We start from the raw sequence: 19,645 nt of genomic DNA, 5'->3' as shown, positions 1-19,645 counted from the left end.
GAATTTTGAATGAATTAGGACTACACCCAGAGTGTCGACGAGTTGGTTGTGTCGGACAGGTTCTCTCGGTGATGTCAGATAAGTCTCACTTTCCAAGATGGCTTAGTTACCTTTGTTAAACATGTTAAATTTTGTGTTTAAACTGCGGTTTCGATGAATGGAGTGCGGAGTGGAAATGGAAAACGAGAGGAGCGGAATTCATGGCGAGATTTCAAAAGAAATCAGCGACATCAATTTGGCCTATATGCTGCTTGCGCAAAAACTCGTCAAACAGGACCGGGCCGCAGCGATGCTCCGCCTGGGCGTCGGCAAGGAGCTGGCCGACCTGCTGGCGAACATGTCGCTGACGCAGATCGTCAAGCTGGCCGCGTCGAACTTTCTGCTCTGCAGCTTTCGCCTGGACGACCATCCGATGTTCGCGGTGGTCGGCGAAGGCAAGGATGCGACGCTGCAGCACGCGCACATGTCAATCCTCATGGCCGCGCGCCAGATGCAGGGTGTGGGTGCGCTGGCATGAGCTCCAAGAGCGTCCTGGGCGAAGTCCGCCAGGTTCAGTTGGCCATCGAGCTGATTGAACTGGGCGCACGCCTTCAGTTCCTGGAAGCCGAAGTGGGCCTCAGTCGTGAGCGCCTGATCCGGCTCTACAAGGAGTTGAAGGGTGTCTCTCCGCCCAAGGGACTGCTGCCGTTTTCCACCGATTGGTACATGACCTGGATGGCGAACATCCACTCGTCGATGTTCTACAACATCTATCGGTTCATGCTGGATCAGGCGGACCAGGGCGAGCTTCAGGCCCTGATCAAGAGCTATCGGCTGTACCTCGAGCAGATCGAATCGGCCGGCGGCGAGGTGGTGCTCGACTTCACCCGCGCCTACACGATGGTGCGTTTCTTCGACAGCGACATGCTGCAGCTCAGCGGCTGCACGCGTTGCAAGGGCCTGTTCGTCGCCCATGCGCACGACAACAAGAGTGGTTATGTCTGTGTTCTCTGCCGCCCACCGTCCCGGGCAGGCAAGGCACGCGGCGCCAAGCGCGTCGCGGAGCAAGCGGTTGCCGATCTTGCGCCGGCAGGCGCCGGGTTCGCGGCCGAGCCGTCGGCGGCTGGCGCAGGGATCCACTGACGTGGTCCATGTGCCTGGCGCCATGTTTTGATTTTTGACGCCTGATGGCAAAAGGGGACGCACGTGCTGGTTCTGGTTGGGTATCTCGTGGTGGTGGGCGCCGTCTTCGGCGGCTACGGCCTCATGGGCGGGCACTTCGGCGTTCTGTTCCAGCCCGTGGAGCTGCTCATGATCGGTGGCTCCGCGCTGGGTGCCTTCGTGGCAGGCAACAACGGCAAGACCATCAAGGCGACGATCAAGGAGCTCCCGCTCCTGCTGCGCTCGTCCAGGCACAACCGCCAGCTCTACATGGACCTGCTGGCGCTGCTGTACGAACTCCTGGCCAAGGCGCGCAAGGACGGCATGATGAAGCTGGAGGCCGATGTCGACGATCCCTCGCAAAGCGAGATCTTCGGCCGCTACCCGAGCATCATGGCCGACGCGGGTGTGATGGAGTTCCTGTGCGACTACCTGCGGCTGGTGATCAGCGGCAACACCGACGCCTTCGAGATCGAGGCGCTGATGGACCACGAAATCGAAACCATCCGGCATGAAGCCGAAGTGCCCGCGCACAGCCTGGCCCGTGTGGGCGATGCATTGCCGGCCCTGGGCATCGTGGCAGCCGTGATGGGCGTGGTCCATGCGCTCGGCTCGGCCAACCTGCCACCGTCCGAGATGGGTGCGCTGATCGCGCACGCCATGGTCGGCACCTTCCTCGGCGTGCTGCTGGCCTACGGCTTCGTCTCGCCGCTGGCCTCGCTGATCGACCAGAAGGTCGAAGAGGCGATGAAGATCTACCAGTGCGCAAAAGTCACCCTGCTTGCGAGCCTGAATGGCTATGCGCCGCAGCTCGCCGTCGAGTTCGGCCGCAAGGTGCTGTTCTCGACCGAGCGGCCTTCCTTCACCGAACTGGATGACCACGTTCGGGAAGTCAAGGCCCGCTGAGTCCACGGGTGCCCGGCCATGAGCGCAGAGAAAGCCCGGATCATCGTCAAGCGCGTGGCGCCCAGCAGCGGCGGCCGTCACGGCGGCGGCTGGAAGATCGCCTACGCCGACTTCATGACGGCCATGATGGCGTTCTTTCTCGTCATGTGGCTGTTGTCGATCTCCTCGCCCAAGCAGCTCGAGGGCATCGCCGAGCACTTCCGCATGCCGCTGCGCGTCGCGCTGGCCGGCGGTGAGAAGAGCAGCCTCAGCACCAGCATGATTCCGGGCGGCGGCGACGACGTGGTGAAAACCGACGGCGAGGTCAAGAATGCCGACAGCGACGGCGACCGCCAGAATCAGAGCGACGACGCGGCCGATGCCGACCGGCTGGCCATCATGAAGAAGCGCCTGGACGATCTGATCGAGAAGAGTCCCGTCTTCAGGCAGTTCCGCTCGCAGATCCTGATCGACATCACGACCGAGGGCCTGCGCCTGCAGATCGTTGACAGCGACAACCGCCCGATGTTCGACCTGGCCAGCGCACGCGTGGTGCCGCACATGCAGGCCATCCTGCGCGAACTCGGGCCCGCGCTCAACGATCTGCCGAACAAGATCACGCTGTCGGGCCACACCGACGCGATCGTCTACACCAACGGCGACAGGTCCTACGGCAACTGGGAGTTGTCCGCCGACCGGGCCAACGCCTCGCGGCGCGAACTGGTGATGGGCGGCATGAACGAGGACAAGGTGCTTCGCGTGATGGGCCTGGCCGACAGCATGCACCTCGACAAGGTCAATCCGCGCAACCCGATCAACCGGCGCATCAGCGTCATCGTGCTCAACCACCGCACGCAGGAACGCATCGAGCGCGAGAACAGCGGCGATGCACAGACCACCCGGATCAGCACATTGACGAATGCGGACCCTGCCAGAGACAACGTCAAGCTGACCTCGTTCAAGCCGCCGGCACGGGCGAACTGAGCGCAAGACACCCTACCGGCATCAAGGTCCGGCCTCGGAGCACCCCATGGATCTCAGTCAGTTTTCACAAGCATTCTTCGTCGAGGCCATCGAGCTTCTGGCGCAAATGGAGCAATTGCTTCTCGAGCTCGACGTCGAGGCACCCGACAGCGAACAGCTCAACGCCATCTTCCGCGCGGCCCACTCGATCAAGGGCGGCGCCGCCACCTTCGGCTTCGCCGCGCTGACCGACACCACGCACCTGCTGGAAACCCTCCTGGATCGGGCACGCCACGGCCAGCTGAGCCTGAGCGCTCCGATGATCGATGCATTTCTTGAAACGAAGGACGCCTTGCAAGAACAACTGACTGCCTACCAGGCTGGCAAAGAACCCGAGCCTGAGAAAGTCGCGCACATCTGCGCAGTGCTGCAACAACTCGCGCTCGAGAGCGGCGATCGGCAAGCCGCGCCCGCACCGGCGCCCGTCGCCGCGCCTGCAGCCGCGCCCGCACCGGCGGGCGACAGGGCACTGCAGGTGCGCTTCACCCGCCTGTCCGACAGCGAATGCGATCTGCTCGCCGACGAACTCGGCAACCTCGGCCGCGTGCTGTCGCGCACGCGCAGCGGCGACCAGTTGTCCGTCGTGCTGCAGACCAGCTGCGAGCCCGGCGACATCACGGCCGTGTGCTGCTTCCTGATCGACGAGTCGCAGATCGACATCGGCGTCGTGGCGGAACCTGCCGAAGCGCCCGTCGAATCCGAACCCGCAGTTGTCGCCGCGCCCTCGGCGGTCGCGGCTTCCGCTGTCGCTGCCGCGGCCCGACCCGCGCCGCCGTCGCCCGCGACACCGAACGCAGGCGCCGGCGCCAGGGAATCGAGCTCGATCCGCGTCGACGTCGAGAAGGTCGACCAGCTCATCAACCTGGTCGGTGAACTCGTCATCACGCAGTCGATGCTGACGCAGGCCGCGACCATGCTCGACCCGGTGGCCTACGAGCGCTTCCTCAGTGGCCTCGGCCATCTGGAGCGCAACGCGCGCGATCTGCAGGAGTCCGTGATGTCCATCCGCATGATGCCGATGGACTATGTGTTCAGCCGCTTCCCGCGCGTGATCCGCGACGTCAGCGCCAAGCTCGGCAAGCAGGTGCGCCTGGACACCTTCGGAAAGGAAACGGAACTCGACAAGGGTCTGATCGAGCGCATCGTGGACCCGCTCACGCACCTGGTGCGCAACAGCCTCGACCACGGCATCGAGACGCCGCAGGAGCGCCTGGCCAAGGGCAAGGACGCGACCGGCCAACTGCTGCTTTCCGCGCAGCACCACGGCGGCAACATCGTGATCGAGGTCAGCGACGACGGCGCCGGCCTCAACCGCGAGAAGATCCTTGCCAAGGCCCTGCAGCAAGGCCTGCCGGTGAACGACGCCATGCCCGACGAGGAAGTCTGGCAGCTGATCTTCGCGCCCGGCTTCTCCACCGCCGAGCAGATCACCGACATCTCCGGCCGCGGCGTCGGCATGGACGTGGTCAAGCGCAACATCCAGGAAATGGGCGGCCACGTGGAGATCATCTCGCGCGGCGGCCATGGCACCACGACGCGCATCGTGCTGCCGCTCACGTTGGCGATCCTCAACGGCATGTCGGTCAAGGTCGGCCGCGAGGCCTACATCCTGCCGCTGAGCTACGTGATCGAATCGCTGCAGCCGCGGTCGGAGCATCTGCACTCGATCACCAGCGACGGGCACGTGATCAAGGTGCGCGGCGAGTACCTGCCGCTGATCGAGCTGCACCGCGTCTTCGACGTCGGCGGCGCGCAGACGGATCCGACGCAGGGCATCCTGGTGATCGTGCAGGCCGACGATGCGCGCTTCGCGCTCCTGGTCGACGAACTGCTCGGCCAGCACCAGGTCGTGGTCAAGAACCTCGAGACCAACTACCGCAAGGTGCCCGGCATCTCGGCCGCGACGATCCTCGGCGACGGCAGCGTCGCCTTCATCGTCGACGTCGGCGCCATGCCGCGCATCCAGCGCGCGCGGGCGGCGGGCGCCGCGGCGCTGGCAGGCGCGGCCCGGATGGACGCGGTGGCGGCCTGAGCCTGCACGTTGCGAGATACGACAAGGGGATGTGATGCGATTCGACTTCTTTCGTCGCCAGTCCGAAGGCGCCGTGGTGCACGACGGATCGGGCGCGCCGCCGCGCAGCCGCGGCGATGCGCCGGGCCAAGCCGGCTACCTGAGCGCCACGCCGCTGCTCGATCCGCAGAAGCAGGCGATCGGCTATCGGCTGGCCTGGTGCGCGGCGCCGGGTGGCGAGGCGGCCGGCACCGCCGCGCACCTGCGGGCGCTTCTGGCTTGCGTGGCCATGCATCTCAACGACCGCAAGACCGGCTGGCGACTGGGCCGCACGGCGCTGTTCCTGGACATCGATGCCGACTCGCTGCTGCTGGACGAACTGCAATCGCTGCCGCCCGAGAACGTGGTGCTGTGCGTGGGGCCGGAAGACTTCGCGCAGCCGGACGTGCAGGGTGCGCTCCTGTTCCTTCGCGAGCAGGGCTACGGCGTGATGCTGTGCCGCAGCCGGGCGCTCCCGATCGAAGCGGAGTTGCGCGGACTGGTCACGCACTTCGATGTCGGCAGCGGCGCCGCCGACATCGTCGCCGAGGTGCGCGGCGCACAGGTGCCGGGCACGGCGCCGGTCCGCCTGATCGCGACGCAGATCGCGAACTGGGAAGAGTTCGCCGCCTGCGCCGCGCGCCGCCTGGAGATCTTCGTCGGCGGCGCCATGGCGCCGCCGCAGCTGAAGAAGACCGATCAGGTCCTGCAGCCGGAGTCGCTCCTGATCATGCGGCTGATGCAGATGATCCGGCGCAACGACGACGTGCGCGAGATCGAGTCCGCGCTCAAGCACGATGCGGTGCTGACCTACCAGTTGCTGCGGCACATCAACTCGCCCGCCATCGGCGTCGGCGTCGAGATCCATTCGCTGCGGCACGCGGTGTCCATGCTCGGCTACTCGCCGCTGTTCCGCTGGCTCTCGCTGCTGCTGGCCACCAGCAATGCGCGGACCGCCTCGCCCTACCTGATGAAGCAGGCCATCCTGCGCGGCCGCTTCGTCGAGCTGATGGGGCAGGGCATGCTGGCGGCCGGGGACGCCGACAACCTCTTCGTGGTCGGCATGTTTTCCCTGATCGACCAGCTGCTGGGCGTGCCGATGGAAGAAGTGCTGGCCAAGGTGCAGCTCGCCGAATCGGTCCAGCAGGCGATCCTCGCGCGCGGCGGCATCTACGGCCCCTTCCTCGCGCTCGCCGAAACCTGCGAACGCGACGCCCGCGATGCGGCGCGCCTGTCGGAAGCCTTGTTCCTCAGTGCCGAACAGGTCAATGCGGCGCACCTCTGGGCGATGGCATGGACGCAGGGCGTGAACACCTCCGAGGCACCGGGCTGAGCATGACGTCGCGCGATCTGCCGGGCTTTTGTCACGTTGATCGGGCCATTGCGCGAGATGTCCGCCATGTACATTGAAATGCCCTCATCGACATCGCCCGTGAACTCCGAATTCCTCTTCACCGACAGCGACTTCGCGAAGATCCGGACGCTGATCCATCGCCGTGCCGGCATCGCGCTGGGCGAGCAGAAACGCCAGATGGTCTACAGCCGGCTCTCGCGGCGTCTGCGCGAATTGCGGCTGCCGGAGTTCTCGACCTATCTGCAATTGCTGGAATCCAGCAGCGACGGCGACGAATGGCAGTCGTTCATCAACTCGCTGACCACCAACCTGACCTCGTTCTTTCGCGAGGCCCATCACTTCCCGGCGCTGGCCGAGCACGTGCGCAAGGCACGAGAGCCTGTCACGGTCTGGTGCGCGGCCGCATCGACGGGCGAGGAGCCGTATTCGATCGCCATCACCCTGATCGAGGCGCTCGGCGAGCGCGCGAGCACGGCGCGCATCATCGCCACCGACATCGACACCGTCGTGCTGGCCAAGGCCTCGGCCGGTGTCTTCAGCCTCGAACAGGTCAACCGGCTTTCGGCCGAGCGCCTGAAGCGCTTCTTCAACAGGGGCACGGGTGCCAATGCCGGGCGCGTGCGCATCCGCCCCGAAGTGGCTGCGATGGTCAAGTTCGCGCGGCTCAACCTGCTCGATCCCTCGTGGTCGGTGAAGGAGCCGGTGGACGCCGTCTTCTGCCGCAACGTGATGATCTATTTCGACAAGCCGACGCAGAAGAAAGTGCTGGGTCGCTTCGCGCCGCTGCTCAAGCCGGGCGGACTGCTGTTCGCCGGCCACTCCGAGAACGCATCGCTGGTCGACCCCAACTTCAAGCCGCTGGGCCAGACGGTCTATGCGCTGGCGCGCGGCCGCGTCCCGGGCACGGACACAGGCACCTCATGAGCGCAGCGGAACCGGGCTCGGTGGCCAGCCTCCACTACTTCGACCGCGATGTCGGCCGCATGGCCGTCAAGCTGCTGCCGTCGGAGTACTACGTCACCACCACCGGCACCGTGCTGAGCACGGTGCTGGGCTCGTGCGTGGCGGCCTGCCTGCTGGATGCCGAGGCCGGCGTCGCCGGCATGAACCATTTCATGCTGCCCGAGGACGGCGAGCCCGCGAACCGCGATGCCGGCGCCGCGATGCGCTACGGCGCCTATGCGATGGACGTGCTGATCCGCGAGATGGTCCGCGCCGGCGCGCTGCGCGAACGTCTTTCGGCCAAGGTGTTCGGCGGCGCCGCGGTGCTGGCCAACATGACCACGCTCAACATCGGCGACCGCAACGCGGACTTCGTGCTGCGCTATCTGCAGGCGCAGCGCATCGCGATCGCTGCGCAGGACCTGCGCGGCCAGCATGCGCGCCGGGTGTGCTTCCTGCCGATCACCGGCAAGGCCGTCGTGCGCAAGCTGCGCGCGCAGACCGACGTCCAGCTGATCCAGCGCGAGGAGGGCGAGCTGCTGCGCAAGCTGTCGGGACTGCACGCTGCTCCCGGCGCGGAAAAGAACAGGGCCGTGGCCGGCGATGTCTTGCTCGCAGCCCGAAGAAGGGGAAGCTGGTGAGTCCGAACAAGATCAAGGTGCTGTGCGTCGACGACTCGGCGCTGATCCGCAGCGTGATGACCGAGATCATCAACAGCCAGCCCGACATGACGGTGATCGGCACGGCCGCGGACCCGCTGGTGGCGCGCGACCTCATCAAGGCCACGCATCCCGACGTGCTCACGCTCGACGTCGAGATGCCGCGCATGGATGGCCTCGAGTTCCTCGAGAAGCTCATGCGGCTGCGGCCGATGCCGGTGGTCATGGTGTCCTCGCTGACCGAGCGCGGCTCGGAGATCGCGCTGCGCGCGCTCGAGCTCGGCGCCATCGACTTCGTCACCAAGCCGCGCCTGGGCGTGCGCGACGGCCTGCTCAACTACACCGAACTGATCGCCGGCAAGGTCCGCACCGCCGCCGCCGCGCGGCTGCTGCCGGCGCGCCATGCCATCTCGGCGAAGGCCGCGCCCGAGCTGCAGGAGGCCTTGCTGCGCAGTCCGCTCCTGAGCACCGAGAAGCTGATCATCATCGGCGCTTCCACCGGCGGCACCGAAGCCATTCGCGAAGTGCTGCAGCCGCTGCCGCCGGATTCGCCCGCGGTGCTGATCGCGCAGCACATGCCGGCCGGCTTCACGAAGTCCTTCGCACAGCGCCTGGACGGCCTGTGCCGCATCGGCGTCAAGGAGGCCGAGCAGGGCGAGCGCGTGCTGCCGGGCCATGCGTACATCGCGCCCGGCGGCTATCACCTGTCGCTCGGCCGCAGCGGCGCCAACTACGTGGCCCAGGTCGACCAGGCGCCGCCGGTGAACCGCCACCGCCCCTCGATCGACGTGCTGTTCGATTCGGTGGCCCGGCATGCCGGCAAGAACGCCATCGGAATGATCCTCACCGGCATGGGCCGGGACGGCGCGGAAGGCCTGCTGCGCATGCGGCAGGCCGGCGCGCACACGCTGGCGCAGGACGAGGCGAGCTGCGTCGTCTTCGGCATGCCGCGCGAGGCGATCGCGCTCGGCGCCGTGGACGAAGTGGCGCCGCTGGCGGAGATGTGCCGCCGCGTGATGGCGCATCTGCGCACCTTCGGCGCGCGCGCGAACCGGGTCTGACGCGCGCGCACCGGACGACGAACTGAAGTGAACTGAACCGTTGGAGAAATCGTGATCGACAAGAGCATCAAGATATTGGTCGTGGATGACTTTCCGACCATGCGCCGCATCGTGCGCAACCTGTTGAAGGAGCTGGAGTTCCTCAACGTCGACGAAGCCGAGGACGGCGCCGCAGGCATCGAGAAGCTGCGCGGCGGCAACTTCGGCTTCGTGGTCTCGGACTGGAACATGCCCAACATGGACGGGCTGACCATGCTCAAGACCATCCGCGCCGATCCGGCGCTCGGCAAGCTGCCGGTGCTGATGGTCACGGCCGAGGCCAAGAAGGAGAACATCATCGCCGCCGCGCAAGCGGGCGCGAACGGCTACGTGGTCAAGCCCTTCACCGCGGCGACGCTGGAGGAGAAGATCACCAAGATCTTCGAGAAGCTCCACAAAGAGGCGGCCTGACATGAACCGCGACGCGTTCGAAACCGTGGAGCAGGGGAACACCGCCGAACAGTTGCTCGGCCGCATCGGGCAGTTGACGCGCCAGTTGCGCGAAGGCCTGCGCGAGCTGGGGCTCGACAAGGAGGTGGCCAAGGCCGCGCAGGCGATCCCCGATGCGCGTGACCGCCTGAACTATGTCGCTGCCATGACCGAGCGGGCGGCGCACCGCGCGCTCAATGCGGTCGATGCCGCGCAGCCGTTGCAGGAAGGCCTGGCGGCGGATGCCAAGGCGCTCAGCAAGCGCTGGGACGAATGGTTCGCCAGCCCGATCGAGCTCAACGACGCGCGCGAGCTGGTGCGCGACACGCGCGGCTACCTGCAGGAGGTGCCGCAGAAGACCGGCGGCATCAACACCCAGCTGATGGAGATCCTGATGGCGCAGGACTTCCAGGACCTGACAGGCCAGGTCATCAAGAAGATGATGGAAGTGGTCAACGATGTCGAGACGCAGCTGCTGCAGGTGCTGATCGACAACGCGCCGATCGAGAGGCGCCCGGAGGCCGTCAGCACCGTCAGCACCGTCAGCACCAGCTTGCAGAACGGCCCGCAGATCGTCCCCGGCAATCCCGAGGCGGTGACCGATCAGGCGCAGGTCGACGACCTGCTCGAAAGCCTCGGTTTCTGAGGCCGCGCGACATGCAGCCGATTGAGCGAGAAGGAGGACGAAGCCGGCCCTGATCGGTCGATTGTTCCGGCGCACCGAATCCAATAATCAGTCATGAGCAGGCGTCCTTCGCCGGCGCTCTTTCGGAGCATGAATGGCTGAGGAAAGCGATCTCGAGAAAACGGAACCTGCCTCCGCGCGGCGCCTGGAGAAGGCGCGCGAGGAAGGCAACGTGGCTCGCTCGCGCGAGCTGACCACCTTCGTCATGCTGGGCACCGCCATCGCCGGCCTGTGGTTCAGCGCCGGCTCGCTCGGCGGCAGCCTCGGCGGCGCCTTGCGCCACGGCTTGCAGTTCGAGCGCGCCACGGCCTTCGATCCCTCGCAGATGCTGGCCCGCACCGGCCTGATGGCGCTGCAGGCGCTGCTGGCGCTGGCGCCGCTGTTCGCGATGATGGTGGTGGCGGCCGTGGTCGCGCCGATGATGCTGGGCGGCTGGCTGTTCTCGACCAAGTCGGTGGCGCCGAATTTCGGCAAGCTCAATCCGCTGGCCGGCATCGGCCGCATGTTTTCCACGCAGACGCTGGCCGATCTGGTCAAGGCGCTCGTCAAGTCGATGCTGATCGGCGGTGTCGCCTACAAGGTGATCGTCGGCAACCTCGAGGCCGTGATGGCGCTGATGGCGCAGCCGGTGAGCGCCGCGCTGCCGCAGACCGTGATGCTGGTGGCGCGCAACTGCGCGCTGATCGCGGCCACGCTGCTGCTGGTGGCGCTGATCGACGTGCCTTACCAACTGTGGAGCTACTACCGCAAGCTGCGCATGTCGCGCGAGGACCTGCGCCAGGAGCACAAGGAAAGCGAAGGCGATCCGCACATCAAGGCGCAGATCCGCCGCCAGCAGCAGCAGATGGCGCGCCGCCGGATGATGGCCGAGGTGCCCAAGGCCGACATCGTCGTTACCAACCCGACCCACTTCGCGGTCGCGCTCAAGTACCTCGACAGCGACATGCGCGCGCCGCGCGTGGTGGCCAAGGGCACCGACCTGGTGGCTGCGCGCATCCGCGAGATCGCGGTGGCGAACAACGTCGCCATCCTCGAGGCGCCGCCGCTCACGCGCGCGCTCTACAAGCACACGCGGCTGGGCGACGAGATCCCGGGCGGCCTCTACACCGCCGTGGCCGAGGTGCTGGCCTGGGTCTACCAGCTCAAGCGCTGGAAGAGCGAAGGCGGCGAGGCGCCGCGCACGCCGACCGACCTGGCGATTCCCGAATCGCTCCAATATTCCTTGAAGACCGCATGAACGCGATGGCCAACTTGATGCGTCTGCCGACGCAGATGTTCTCCGGCACCCAGTTCAAGGGACTGGCCGGCCCGGTGCTCATCATCATGATCCTGAGCATGATGGTGCTGCCGCTGCCGCCCTTCCTGCTGGACCTGCTGTTCACCTTCAACATCGCGATGTCGGTGATGGTGCTGCTGGTCAGCATGTACACGATGAAGGCGCTGGACTTCGCGGCCTTCCCCGCGGTGCTGCTGTTCTCGACGCTGCTGCGCCTGTCGCTCAACGTGGCGTCGACGCGCGTGGTGCTGCTGCACGGCCACACCGGGCCCGACGCCGCCGGCAAGGTGATCGAGGCCTTCGGCCACTTCCTGGTCGGCGGCAACTTCGCGGTCGGCGTGATGGTCTTCATCATCCTGGTGCTGATCAACTTCATGGTGATCACCAAGGGCGCGGGCCGCATCGCCGAGGTCGGCGCGCGCTTCATGCTCGACGCCATGCCCGGCAAGCAGATGGCGATCGACGCCGACCTCAACGCCGGCCTGATCGGCGAGGACGTGGCCCGCAAGCGCCGCACCGAGGTCGCGCAGGAAGCCGACTTCTACGGCTCGATGGACGGCGCCAGCAAGTTCGTGCGCGGCGACGCGGTGGCGGGCCTTTTGATCATGGTCATCAACATCATCGGCGGGCTGGTGGTCGGCGTGGTGCAGCACGGCCTCGACTTCTCGGCCGCCGGCAAGACCTACACGCTGCTGGCCATCGGCGACGGCCTGGTGGCGCAGATCCCGGCGCTGGTGATCTCGACCGCCGCCGGCGTGATCGTGTCGCGCGTGACCACCGACGAGGACGTCGGCAGCCAGCTGACCGGCCAGCTGTTCTCCAACCCGCAGGTGCTGTTCCTCACGGCCGGCATCATCGGCCTGATGGGCCTGATCCCGGGCATGCCCAACCTGGCCTTCCTGCTGATCGCCGGCGGCCTGTGCTGGCTCGGCCGCCGCATCCTGATGCGCAAGCCGCTCGCGGCCGCCGAGCGCGCCGACGCTGCGGTGCAGGCCGCGGCCGCGACGGCCGCCGAGCCGGCCGAGGCGACCTGGGACGACGTCGCGCTGGTCGATCCGCTGGGCATGGAAGTCGGCTACCGCCTGATCCCGCTGGTCGACCAGTCGCAGCACGGCGAGCTGCTCGGCCGCATCAAGAGCATCCGCAAGAAGGTCGCGCAGGAGATCGGCTTCCTGGTGCCGGTGGTCCACATTCGCGACAACCTCGAGATCAGTCCCAACGCCTACATCGTCAGCCTGAAGGGCGTGGAGATCGGCCGCGGCGAGGCTTTCCCGAACCAGTGGATGGCGATCAATCCCGGCCAGGTGAACGGCACGCTGCCCGGCACGCCGACCAAGGATCCGGCCTTCGGCCTGCCCGCGATCTGGATCGACGGCACGCACCGCCAGCAGGCGCAGATCCACGGCTACACGGTGGTCGATGCCTGCACCGTGATGGCCACGCACCTGAACCACCTGATCCAGACCCATGCCGCCGAGCTGCTCGGCCGCCAGGAAGTGCAGCAGCTGCTCGACCAGATCGCCAAGACGGCGCCGAAGCTGACCGAAGACCTGGTGCCGAAAATCGTCACGTTGAGCACGCTGCACAAGGTGCTGCAGAACCTGCTCGACGAACAGGTGCCGATCCGCGACATGCGCACCATCCTCGACGTCATGGCCGAGCATGCGCCGAGCGTCAAGGACGCTACCGAGCTCACGTCGCTGACGCGCCTGGCCCTCGGCCGCGCGATCACGCAGCAGCTGTTCCCGGGCGATACCGAGCTGCAGGTGATCGGCCTCGACGGCTCGCTCGACGGCGTGCTGCAGCAGGCGATGACCAACAGCAGCGGCATCGAGCCGGGCCTTGCCGACAGCCTGCTGCAGCAGGCGCAGGCCGCGATCGCGCGCCAGGAACAGATGGGCCTGGTGCCGGTGCTGGTCGTCCAGCATCCGCTGCGCGTGCTGCTGTCGCGCTTCCTGCGCCGCAGCCTGCCGCAGCTGAAGGTTCTGTCCCATGCGGAGATCCCTGACTCCCGCAACATCAAGATCACCGCCACCCTTGGAGGAAGAGTTTGAGCATCCCGACCGACGTGCGCACCGCCGCACGCAAATTCGTCGCGACCACCAGCCGCGAGGCCTTGCGCCTCGTGCGCGAGGCCCTGGGCGCGGAAGCCATCGTGCTGACCAACCGTGCGCTGCCCGACGGCGTGGAGATCGTGGCCATGGCGCATGGCGACGTGGCCGAAGCGCTGGAAGGCGCCACGTCCGCGCCGGCACTCGCGCCGCCGATTCAGCCCGCGCCCGCCGACACGGTGCTCAACGAACTGCATTCGATGCGCGGCATGATCGAGGAACAGCTCGCGAGCGTCGTCTGGAACGACAAGCAGCGCCGCGACCCGGTGCGCGGCCGCCTCTTGCGCACGCTGCTCGGCGCCGGCTTCAGCGCGCGCCTGTCGAAGGCCATGCTCGAGAGACTGCCGACCGGCCAGAGCTATGCGCAGGGCATGGCCTTCGCGCGCGCCGAGCTGATCCGCGCGGTGCCGGTGCACGAGGACGAGGATGCGCTGCTCGCGCAGGGTGGCGTCTACGCGCTGATGGGGCCGACCGGCGTCGGCAAGACCACCACCACCGCCAAGCTCGCCGCACGCTGCGTCATGCGCTTCGGTGCCGACAAGCTGGCGCTGGTCACCACCGACAGCTACCGCATCGGCGCCTACGAGCAGCTGCGCATCTACGGCCAGATCCTCGACGTGCCGGTGTATGCGGTGAAGGACGCGGCCGACCTGCACCTGGTGCTGCAGGACCTGCGCGACAAGCACATGGTGCTGATCGACACCGTCGGCATGAGCCAGCGCGACCGCGCCGTCTCCGACCAGATCGCGATGCTGTGCAACAGCCATCGCCCGGTCAAGCGGCTGCTGCTGCTCAACGCGACCAGCCACGGCGACACGCTCAACGAAGTGGTGCATGCCTACCGCAACGGCGGTGGCGGCAATGCGCTGGCCGGCTGCATCTTCACCAAGGTCGACGAGGCCACGCATCCGGGCGCGCTGATCGACACGGTGATCCGTCACCGCCTGCCGGTGCACTACATCTCCAGCGGCCAGAAGGTGCCCGAGAACCTGATGCTGGCCGACCGCGCGCAGCTGGTCGACAGCGTGTTCCAGCCGCGGCGCCACAACCCGCTCTTCGTGCCGGCCGAGATCGACCTGCAGGACGAGCCCGCGGGCGCCGCGTCCTCGGCGCAGGTGGTGCAGGCGCAGGCCGAGACCGATCGACTGCGCGTGCAATACCAGAACCTGATCCGCGCGATGGCGCACGACGCGCAGGAACTCGCGACCGCCGCCGGCGCACTGGCCGGCGCGCAGATCGGCTTCGAGGCGGCGCGCCGCCTCTGGCGGCAGGCGGCCGACGAGGACACCGGCCACAAGGCTGTGCTGCAGGACTTGCTGCTGCATGCGCGCAGCGAGATCGCCGCGGGCTGCGAGACCCATGTGCTGGCGCTGTGCGGCCAGGTCGGGCTGCGCTCCAACGAAGGTGTCGATGCCTACGAATGCCAGGGCAGCCTGATGCTGTCCGATCGCAGCGGCCTGCCGCTGGCCGCGCCGAACCAGTGGCTCTCGACCGCGGCGACCGCGGGCGGAAGCGCCGCGGACGCGAAGCGCAAGCCCGGCATGCGCCAGATCCCCTGGCTGCGCGGGCAGGACTTCGGCAAGCCGCTGGTGCACCTGCTGTCGAAGCTGCCCGGTGCGGACTTCATGGTGCAGTGGCAGGCCCAGGGCCAGCAGTGGCTGGCGCGCGCACCGGGCTCCACCGGCGTGATCGATCCGCGCTCCGGCGCCGCGCGCACGCTGGCGCGCATGGACTGGGACTTCGCGCCGCCGCATCCGGTGGTCTTTCGCGGCAAGCCGGCGCGGCAATGCGAGGCGCAGGCCGAAGTGGTGTTGCGTGGCGCGGCCGTGGCCGATGCCGGCGACGCCGCGATGCCCGCGCTGCGCTGCGTCGTGACGCGCGTGATGGATGCGCAGGGCCGCAAGGTCCTCGCGCAGGGCTATCTGCTCACCAACATCGTCGTCGGCGTCGCCGCGCAGCAGCTCGCGCAGTGGCAGGCCTGGGCCGCCGAGGCGGAGCCGTGCTTTCGCCTGATCCGCCAGGGCGTGCAGCAGGTCGGCGGCATCGGCGAGCCGGGCGATCCGCACATGATGAAGCGCCTGTTGATCGCCGGCCAGGTGACGACCACCGTGTGGCGCCTGCTGCACGCGAAGGGCGAATGGGCCGACCGCACGCGCATGCTGCTGAACCAGCTCACCGGCCGGCCGGTGCGCTCCAGCCGGCCGCTCACCGGCAACGCGCTGTACGGGGGCGTCGGCAAGCTGTTCCTGCTGCTCGAGGCGCTCGGCACCGAATCCACCGCACCGACCCGCCGCTCCGAGGCGATGGCGCAGCATGGGTGAGGCGCGCGCCATGAAAGCCGGAGTGCACCGATGAGCGCCGCCCGGCCGCCCGAAGGCGCTCGCACCGCAGCCCGCAGGGCGGAGGTTGTCTTATGAGCAAACTGGTCACCGACCAGGCCGATGGACTGCGGCGCCTGCTGGCGCGCACGCCCACGCGCGTGATCGCCGTCGCCGGCATGGGCCGCGGCGTCGGCGCCACCACCACCGCGATGAACCTTGCTGCGGCCCTGGTCCACCAAGGCAAGCAAGTGCTGCTGCTGGACGAGCACGACGCGACACCGGCATCCGCCTGCGCGCTGTGGTCGATCGCGCCATCGGGCACGCTCGCCGATGTCGCCGGACGCCGCCTGGCTTGCGAAGAAACCATGGCACTGTCGGACTGCGGTGTCGGCGTGCTGCCCGCACGCCCCGATGCGCAGCCGGCCGGCCTGGACCCGCGCACGCTGTGGCAGGGCAGCGCGATCCTGATCGACGCTGCGCTCGACGGCGAAGGCTGCCTGTCGATGCTGGCGCGGCAGGCGGACGACCTGGTGCTCGTCTTCCGGCCGCAGCCGGCATCCATCACCGCGGCCTATGCGGGCATCAAGCGGCTGCACTACGCGCACGCGCTCAAGCAGCTTCGGCTGCTCGTCAACGGTGTCGGTGCGGGCGACGAAGCCGCGCAGGTGATGACCAACCTGGTCGACACCAGCCGGCGCTACCTCGCCGTTTCGCTGCAGCCTGCCGGAGGGGTCCGCGCCGACCGGCATCTGCGGGACGCGCAGCGCCTGCACCAGACCGTGGTGGAGGCATTTCCCGCCAGTCCGGCGGCCATCGATTTCCGCGGCATCGCGGCCGGCATCGGCCAATGGCCCTGGCGCGCCGCCGCCCTGCGGCCGCCGCCCGCGGGCCGCACGCATGGGGGCCCCGGCGCGACGCCGGCCCGCGACACACAAGCTTCGAACACAGCCGCCGTCTGAGACGGCGCATGGAGAAGGAACAGGACAGTCGTGTACACCGCACAGGGAACCATTGAGAAGTCGCACCTGCTGGAGCAGCACCAGCCGATGGTGCGGCGCATCGCGCTGCAGATGATCGCCAAGCTGCCCGCCAGCGTCGAGCTCGACGATCTGATCCAGGCCGGCATGATCGGCCTGCTGGATGCATCGAAGCGCTACGAGGACAACCGCGGCGCCCAGTTCGAGACCTTCGTCAGCCAGCGCATCCGCGGCGCGATGATCGACGAACTGCGCGCCACCGACTGGGGCTCGCGCGGCCTGCGCGCCTCGGCGCGCAAGGTCGAGCAGGCGGTCCAGGCGCTCGAACACCGGCTCGGCCGCGCGCCGAACGAGGGCGAGATTGCCAAGGAACTCCGGATGACGCTGGAGGCCTACCAGGGCCTGCTGCAGGAAGTGCAGGGCTGCCAGCTGCTGTATGTCGAGGACTTCTCGCAGGGCGAATCCGAGAGCAACTTCCTCGACGCCAACGCGCAGGAGGCGCGCAGTGCGCGCGGCAGCAGCGACGATCCGCTGGAGCAGCTGCTGCAGAGCGGCCTTCGCCATCAGCTGATCGATGCCATCGGTTCGCTGCCCGAACGCGACCAACTGCTGCTCAACCTCTACTACGAGGAAGAGCTGAACCTGCGCGAGATCGGCGCCGTGCTCGAGGTGAGCCAGTCGCGCGTCTGCCAGCTGCACAGCCAGGCCATCAGCCGGCTGCGCGCGAAGCTGAAGGATCTGCTGTAGCGGCGCACCGGCGGCCTCGGCCGCTGGGTGCCTCTACAGCTGCTTCAGGATCTCCTGCGCCATCGCCCCCAGCGCCACCGTGCGCTCGACACCGCCGCGCTTGATCGCTTCGCGCGGCATGCCGTAGACGACGCAGCTGTCCTCGTCCTGCGCGACCGTGCGGGCGCCGGCGTTGCGCATCTCGAGCAGGCCGGCCGCGCCGTCATCGCCCATGCCGGTCATGATCACGCCCAGCGCATTCATGCCGGCGCTCTTGGCGACCGAGCGGAACAGCACGTCGACCGACGGCCGGTGCCGGTTGACCAGCGGCCCGTCGACCACTTCGACCCGGTACTGCGCGCCGCTGCGCTGGAGCACGAGGTGCCGTCCGCCCGGCGCGATCAGCGCCCGGCCGGGCACCACGCGGTCGTTGTGCTCCGCTTCCTTCACCGCGATGTGGCAGAGGCCGTCGAGCCGCGCCGCGAAGGCGGCGGTGAACTTCTCCGGCATGTGCTGCACGATCACCAGGCCGGGCGAGACGCGCGGCAGCGCGGTGAGGATTTCCTCCAGCGCCTGCGTGCCGCCGGTCGAGGTGCCGATGGCGACCACGCGCTCGGTGGTCTGCACCATCGCGCGCGCCGGCTGCGGCGCGAGGATCACGTCGGCCGTGTGCCGCGCCACCGGCACGGCCGGCGCCGTCTCGCGCGCGGTGATGCGCCGCACCCGGGCCTGCGCCGCGCTGCGCACCGTGGCCACCAGATCGTCCGAGGCCTCGACCAGGAACTGCTTGAGGCCGAGCCGGGGCTTGGTGACGATCGCCACCGCGCCGGCGGCCAGCGCCTCGAGCGTGGTCCTGGCGCCTTTCTCGGTCAAGGTCGAGCAGATCACCACCGGCGTCGGCCGCTCCTGCATGATGCGGCGCAGGAAGGTGATGCCGTCCATGCGCGGCATCTCGACATCGAGCACGATCACGTCGGGCCACTGCTGCCTGAGCCGTTCGATGGCCAGGAGCGGATCGGCCACCGCGGCGATCACCTCGATGCCGGCCGCCGCGCCGAGCAGTCCGGCGACCACCTGCCGCACCACGGCCGAGTCGTCGACCACCATCACCTTGATCGGATTCATGCGCAGGGTCGTCCGTGTCTGTTCACGGTTTGCGGTAGATCGACGGCGCCACCTGCTGCACGGCGGTGCTGATCTCGTTCAGGGTCTCGGAGTGTCCGATGCAGAAGTGTCCGCCGGGCTTGAGCAGCGCGAGCACGCGCGCCACCACCTGGCGCTTGGTGTCGCCGTTGAAATAGATCATCACGTTGCGCAGGAAGATCATGTCGAAGCTGCCCAGGGCCGGCAGCACGGCGTTGAGGTTGACCTGCGCGAAGCGCACGCGCTCGCGCAGCGGGCGCTCGACCAGCAGCGTGCCTTCCTGTTCGCCCAGTCCGCGCAGGCAGAAACGCTTCAGGTAGGCCGGCGGCACGTGCCGCGTGCGCTCCAGCGGATAGTGCGCGGCACGCGCGCGCTGCAGCACGCGGCTGCTGATGTCGGTGCCGACCACCTCCCAGGCCGTGGCGCCCAGGCAGTCGGCCAGCACCATCGCGATGCTGTAGCACTCCTCGCCGGTCGAGCAGGCCGCGCTCCAGACGCGCAGCGGCTGCGGGCGCGATGCCGCGGCCAGCGCCAGCGTGCGCAGCAGCTCGAAATGCCTGGGCTCGCGAAAGAAGTAGGTTTCGTTGGTGGTCAGCAGGTCGATCGCGGTCTGCACCTCGGCCGCCGCGCGGCCGCTGTCCAGCAGCGCGAGGTAGTCGGTGTAGCTGTTCAGCCGATGGGCCTGCAGCCGCTTGAAGAGCCGCCCGCACACCAGCGCCTTCTTGGCCGGCGACAGGGTGATGCCCGCGGCCTCGTGGATGAAGCGCTGGAAGCGGCCGAACTCGATGTCGGTGAGGGTGTTGTCCAACACGGTGCGCGCCGGC

18 protein-coding genes are annotated in these 19,645 nt (G+C 67.9%); 16 read left to right on the top strand and 2 right to left on the bottom strand.

From position 1 onward, the window contains the following. Positions 1–175 precede the first annotated feature (175 nt). From flhD to WDLP6_RS17900, 16 genes are all read left to right on the top strand, one after another. Positions 176–517, top strand: a complete 342-nt coding sequence (flhD, locus tag WDLP6_RS17975) for a flagellar transcriptional regulator FlhD (protein WP_232077478.1) — start codon at positions 176–178, stop codon at positions 515–517. After that, complete coding sequence (gene flhC / locus WDLP6_RS17970) at positions 514–1,122, top strand: flagellar transcriptional regulator FlhC (protein ID WP_162568502.1); 609 nt, start codon at positions 514–516, stop codon at positions 1,120–1,122. Before flhD ends, flhC begins: the two co-directional genes overlap by 4 nt. A gap of 63 nt (positions 1,123–1,185) precedes the next feature. Further along, complete coding sequence (gene motA / locus WDLP6_RS17965) at positions 1,186–2,046, top strand: flagellar motor stator protein MotA (protein WP_162568501.1); 861 nt, start codon at positions 1,186–1,188, stop codon at positions 2,044–2,046. An 18-nt stretch (positions 2,047–2,064) separates the two neighbouring features. After that, entirely contained in the window at positions 2,065–3,009 is a 945-nt protein-coding gene (gene motB, locus WDLP6_RS17960) for a flagellar motor protein MotB (RefSeq protein WP_162593440.1), read from the top strand. 46 nt (positions 3,010–3,055) lie between these two features. After that, a complete protein-coding gene (cheA, locus tag WDLP6_RS17955) occupies positions 3,056–5,080 on the top strand; it encodes a chemotaxis protein CheA (protein ID WP_162593439.1) in 2,025 nt (674 codons plus the stop codon). A 34-nt stretch (positions 5,081–5,114) separates the two neighbouring features. Continuing rightward, positions 5,115–6,431 carry an EAL and HDOD domain-containing protein gene (locus WDLP6_RS17950; RefSeq protein WP_162593438.1) on the top strand — a complete coding sequence of 439 codons (1,317 nt, stop codon included), beginning with the start codon at positions 5,115–5,117 and terminating at the stop codon, positions 6,429–6,431. Between the two features lie 39 nt (positions 6,432–6,470). Next, positions 6,471–7,376, top strand: coding sequence for a CheR family methyltransferase (locus WDLP6_RS17945; RefSeq protein ID WP_443083458.1), 906 nt, complete (start codon positions 6,471–6,473; stop codon positions 7,374–7,376). Beyond that, positions 7,373–8,035, top strand: coding sequence for a chemoreceptor glutamine deamidase CheD (cheD, locus tag WDLP6_RS17940; RefSeq protein WP_162593436.1), 663 nt, complete (start codon positions 7,373–7,375; stop codon positions 8,033–8,035). Before WDLP6_RS17945 ends, cheD begins: the two co-directional genes overlap by 4 nt. Before the next feature lie 56 nt (positions 8,036–8,091). After that, a complete protein-coding gene (locus WDLP6_RS17935; protein WP_232077476.1) occupies positions 8,092–9,114 on the top strand; it encodes a protein-glutamate methylesterase/protein-glutamine glutaminase in 1,023 nt (340 codons plus the stop codon). A gap of 51 nt (positions 9,115–9,165) precedes the next feature. Next, positions 9,166–9,564: a chemotaxis response regulator CheY gene (gene cheY / locus WDLP6_RS17930; RefSeq protein ID WP_162568495.1), complete on the top strand. Its 399-nt coding sequence runs from the start codon at positions 9,166–9,168 to the stop codon at positions 9,562–9,564. A gap of 1 nt (position 9,565) precedes the next feature. Beyond that, the gene (gene cheZ / locus WDLP6_RS17925) at positions 9,566–10,228 is read left to right on the top strand and encodes a protein phosphatase CheZ (protein WP_162593435.1); all 663 of its coding nucleotides are present in this window, start codon (positions 9,566–9,568) and stop codon (positions 10,226–10,228) included. Between the two features lie 133 nt (positions 10,229–10,361). Further along, a complete protein-coding gene (flhB, locus tag WDLP6_RS17920) occupies positions 10,362–11,504 on the top strand; it encodes a flagellar biosynthesis protein FlhB (RefSeq protein ID WP_162593434.1) in 1,143 nt (380 codons plus the stop codon). After that, positions 11,501–13,597 carry a flagellar biosynthesis protein FlhA gene (flhA, locus tag WDLP6_RS17915; RefSeq protein ID WP_162593433.1) on the top strand — a complete coding sequence of 699 codons (2,097 nt, stop codon included), beginning with the start codon at positions 11,501–11,503 and terminating at the stop codon, positions 13,595–13,597. Before flhB ends, flhA begins: the two co-directional genes overlap by 4 nt. Then, positions 13,594–15,975, top strand: coding sequence for a flagellar biosynthesis protein FlhF (flhF, locus tag WDLP6_RS17910; protein WP_162593432.1), 2,382 nt, complete (start codon positions 13,594–13,596; stop codon positions 15,973–15,975). The genes flhA and flhF overlap by 4 nt, the downstream gene beginning before the upstream one ends. 92 nt (positions 15,976–16,067) lie before the next feature. Then, positions 16,068–16,934 (top strand): AAA family ATPase, encoded by an 867-nt coding sequence (locus WDLP6_RS17905; protein ID WP_162593431.1) that lies wholly within the window; start codon positions 16,068–16,070, stop codon positions 16,932–16,934. A 30-nt stretch (positions 16,935–16,964) separates the two neighbouring features. Continuing rightward, entirely contained in the window at positions 16,965–17,699 is a 735-nt protein-coding gene (locus tag WDLP6_RS17900) for an RNA polymerase sigma factor FliA (protein WP_162593430.1), read from the top strand. Positions 17,700–17,732: 33 nt separating this feature from the next. Here WDLP6_RS17900 and WDLP6_RS17895 read toward each other — a convergent pair whose 3' ends face one another. After that, positions 17,733–18,803: a protein-glutamate methylesterase/protein-glutamine glutaminase gene (locus WDLP6_RS17895; protein WP_162593429.1), complete on the bottom strand. Its 1,071-nt coding sequence runs from the start codon at positions 18,801–18,803 to the stop codon at positions 17,733–17,735. Positions 18,804–18,825: 22 nt separating this feature from the next. Beyond that, complete coding sequence (locus tag WDLP6_RS17890; protein ID WP_162593428.1) at positions 18,826–19,632, bottom strand: CheR family methyltransferase; 807 nt, start codon at positions 19,630–19,632, stop codon at positions 18,826–18,828. Between the last annotated feature and the right edge of the window lie 13 nt (positions 19,633–19,645).

The organism is Variovorax sp. PBL-E5 (assembly GCF_901827185.1).
Classification (GTDB): domain Bacteria; phylum Pseudomonadota; class Gammaproteobacteria; order Burkholderiales; family Burkholderiaceae_C; genus Variovorax.
Note: the sequence above shows the minus strand (reverse complement) of the source record. Positions and strands in the feature narration are given on the sequence as shown.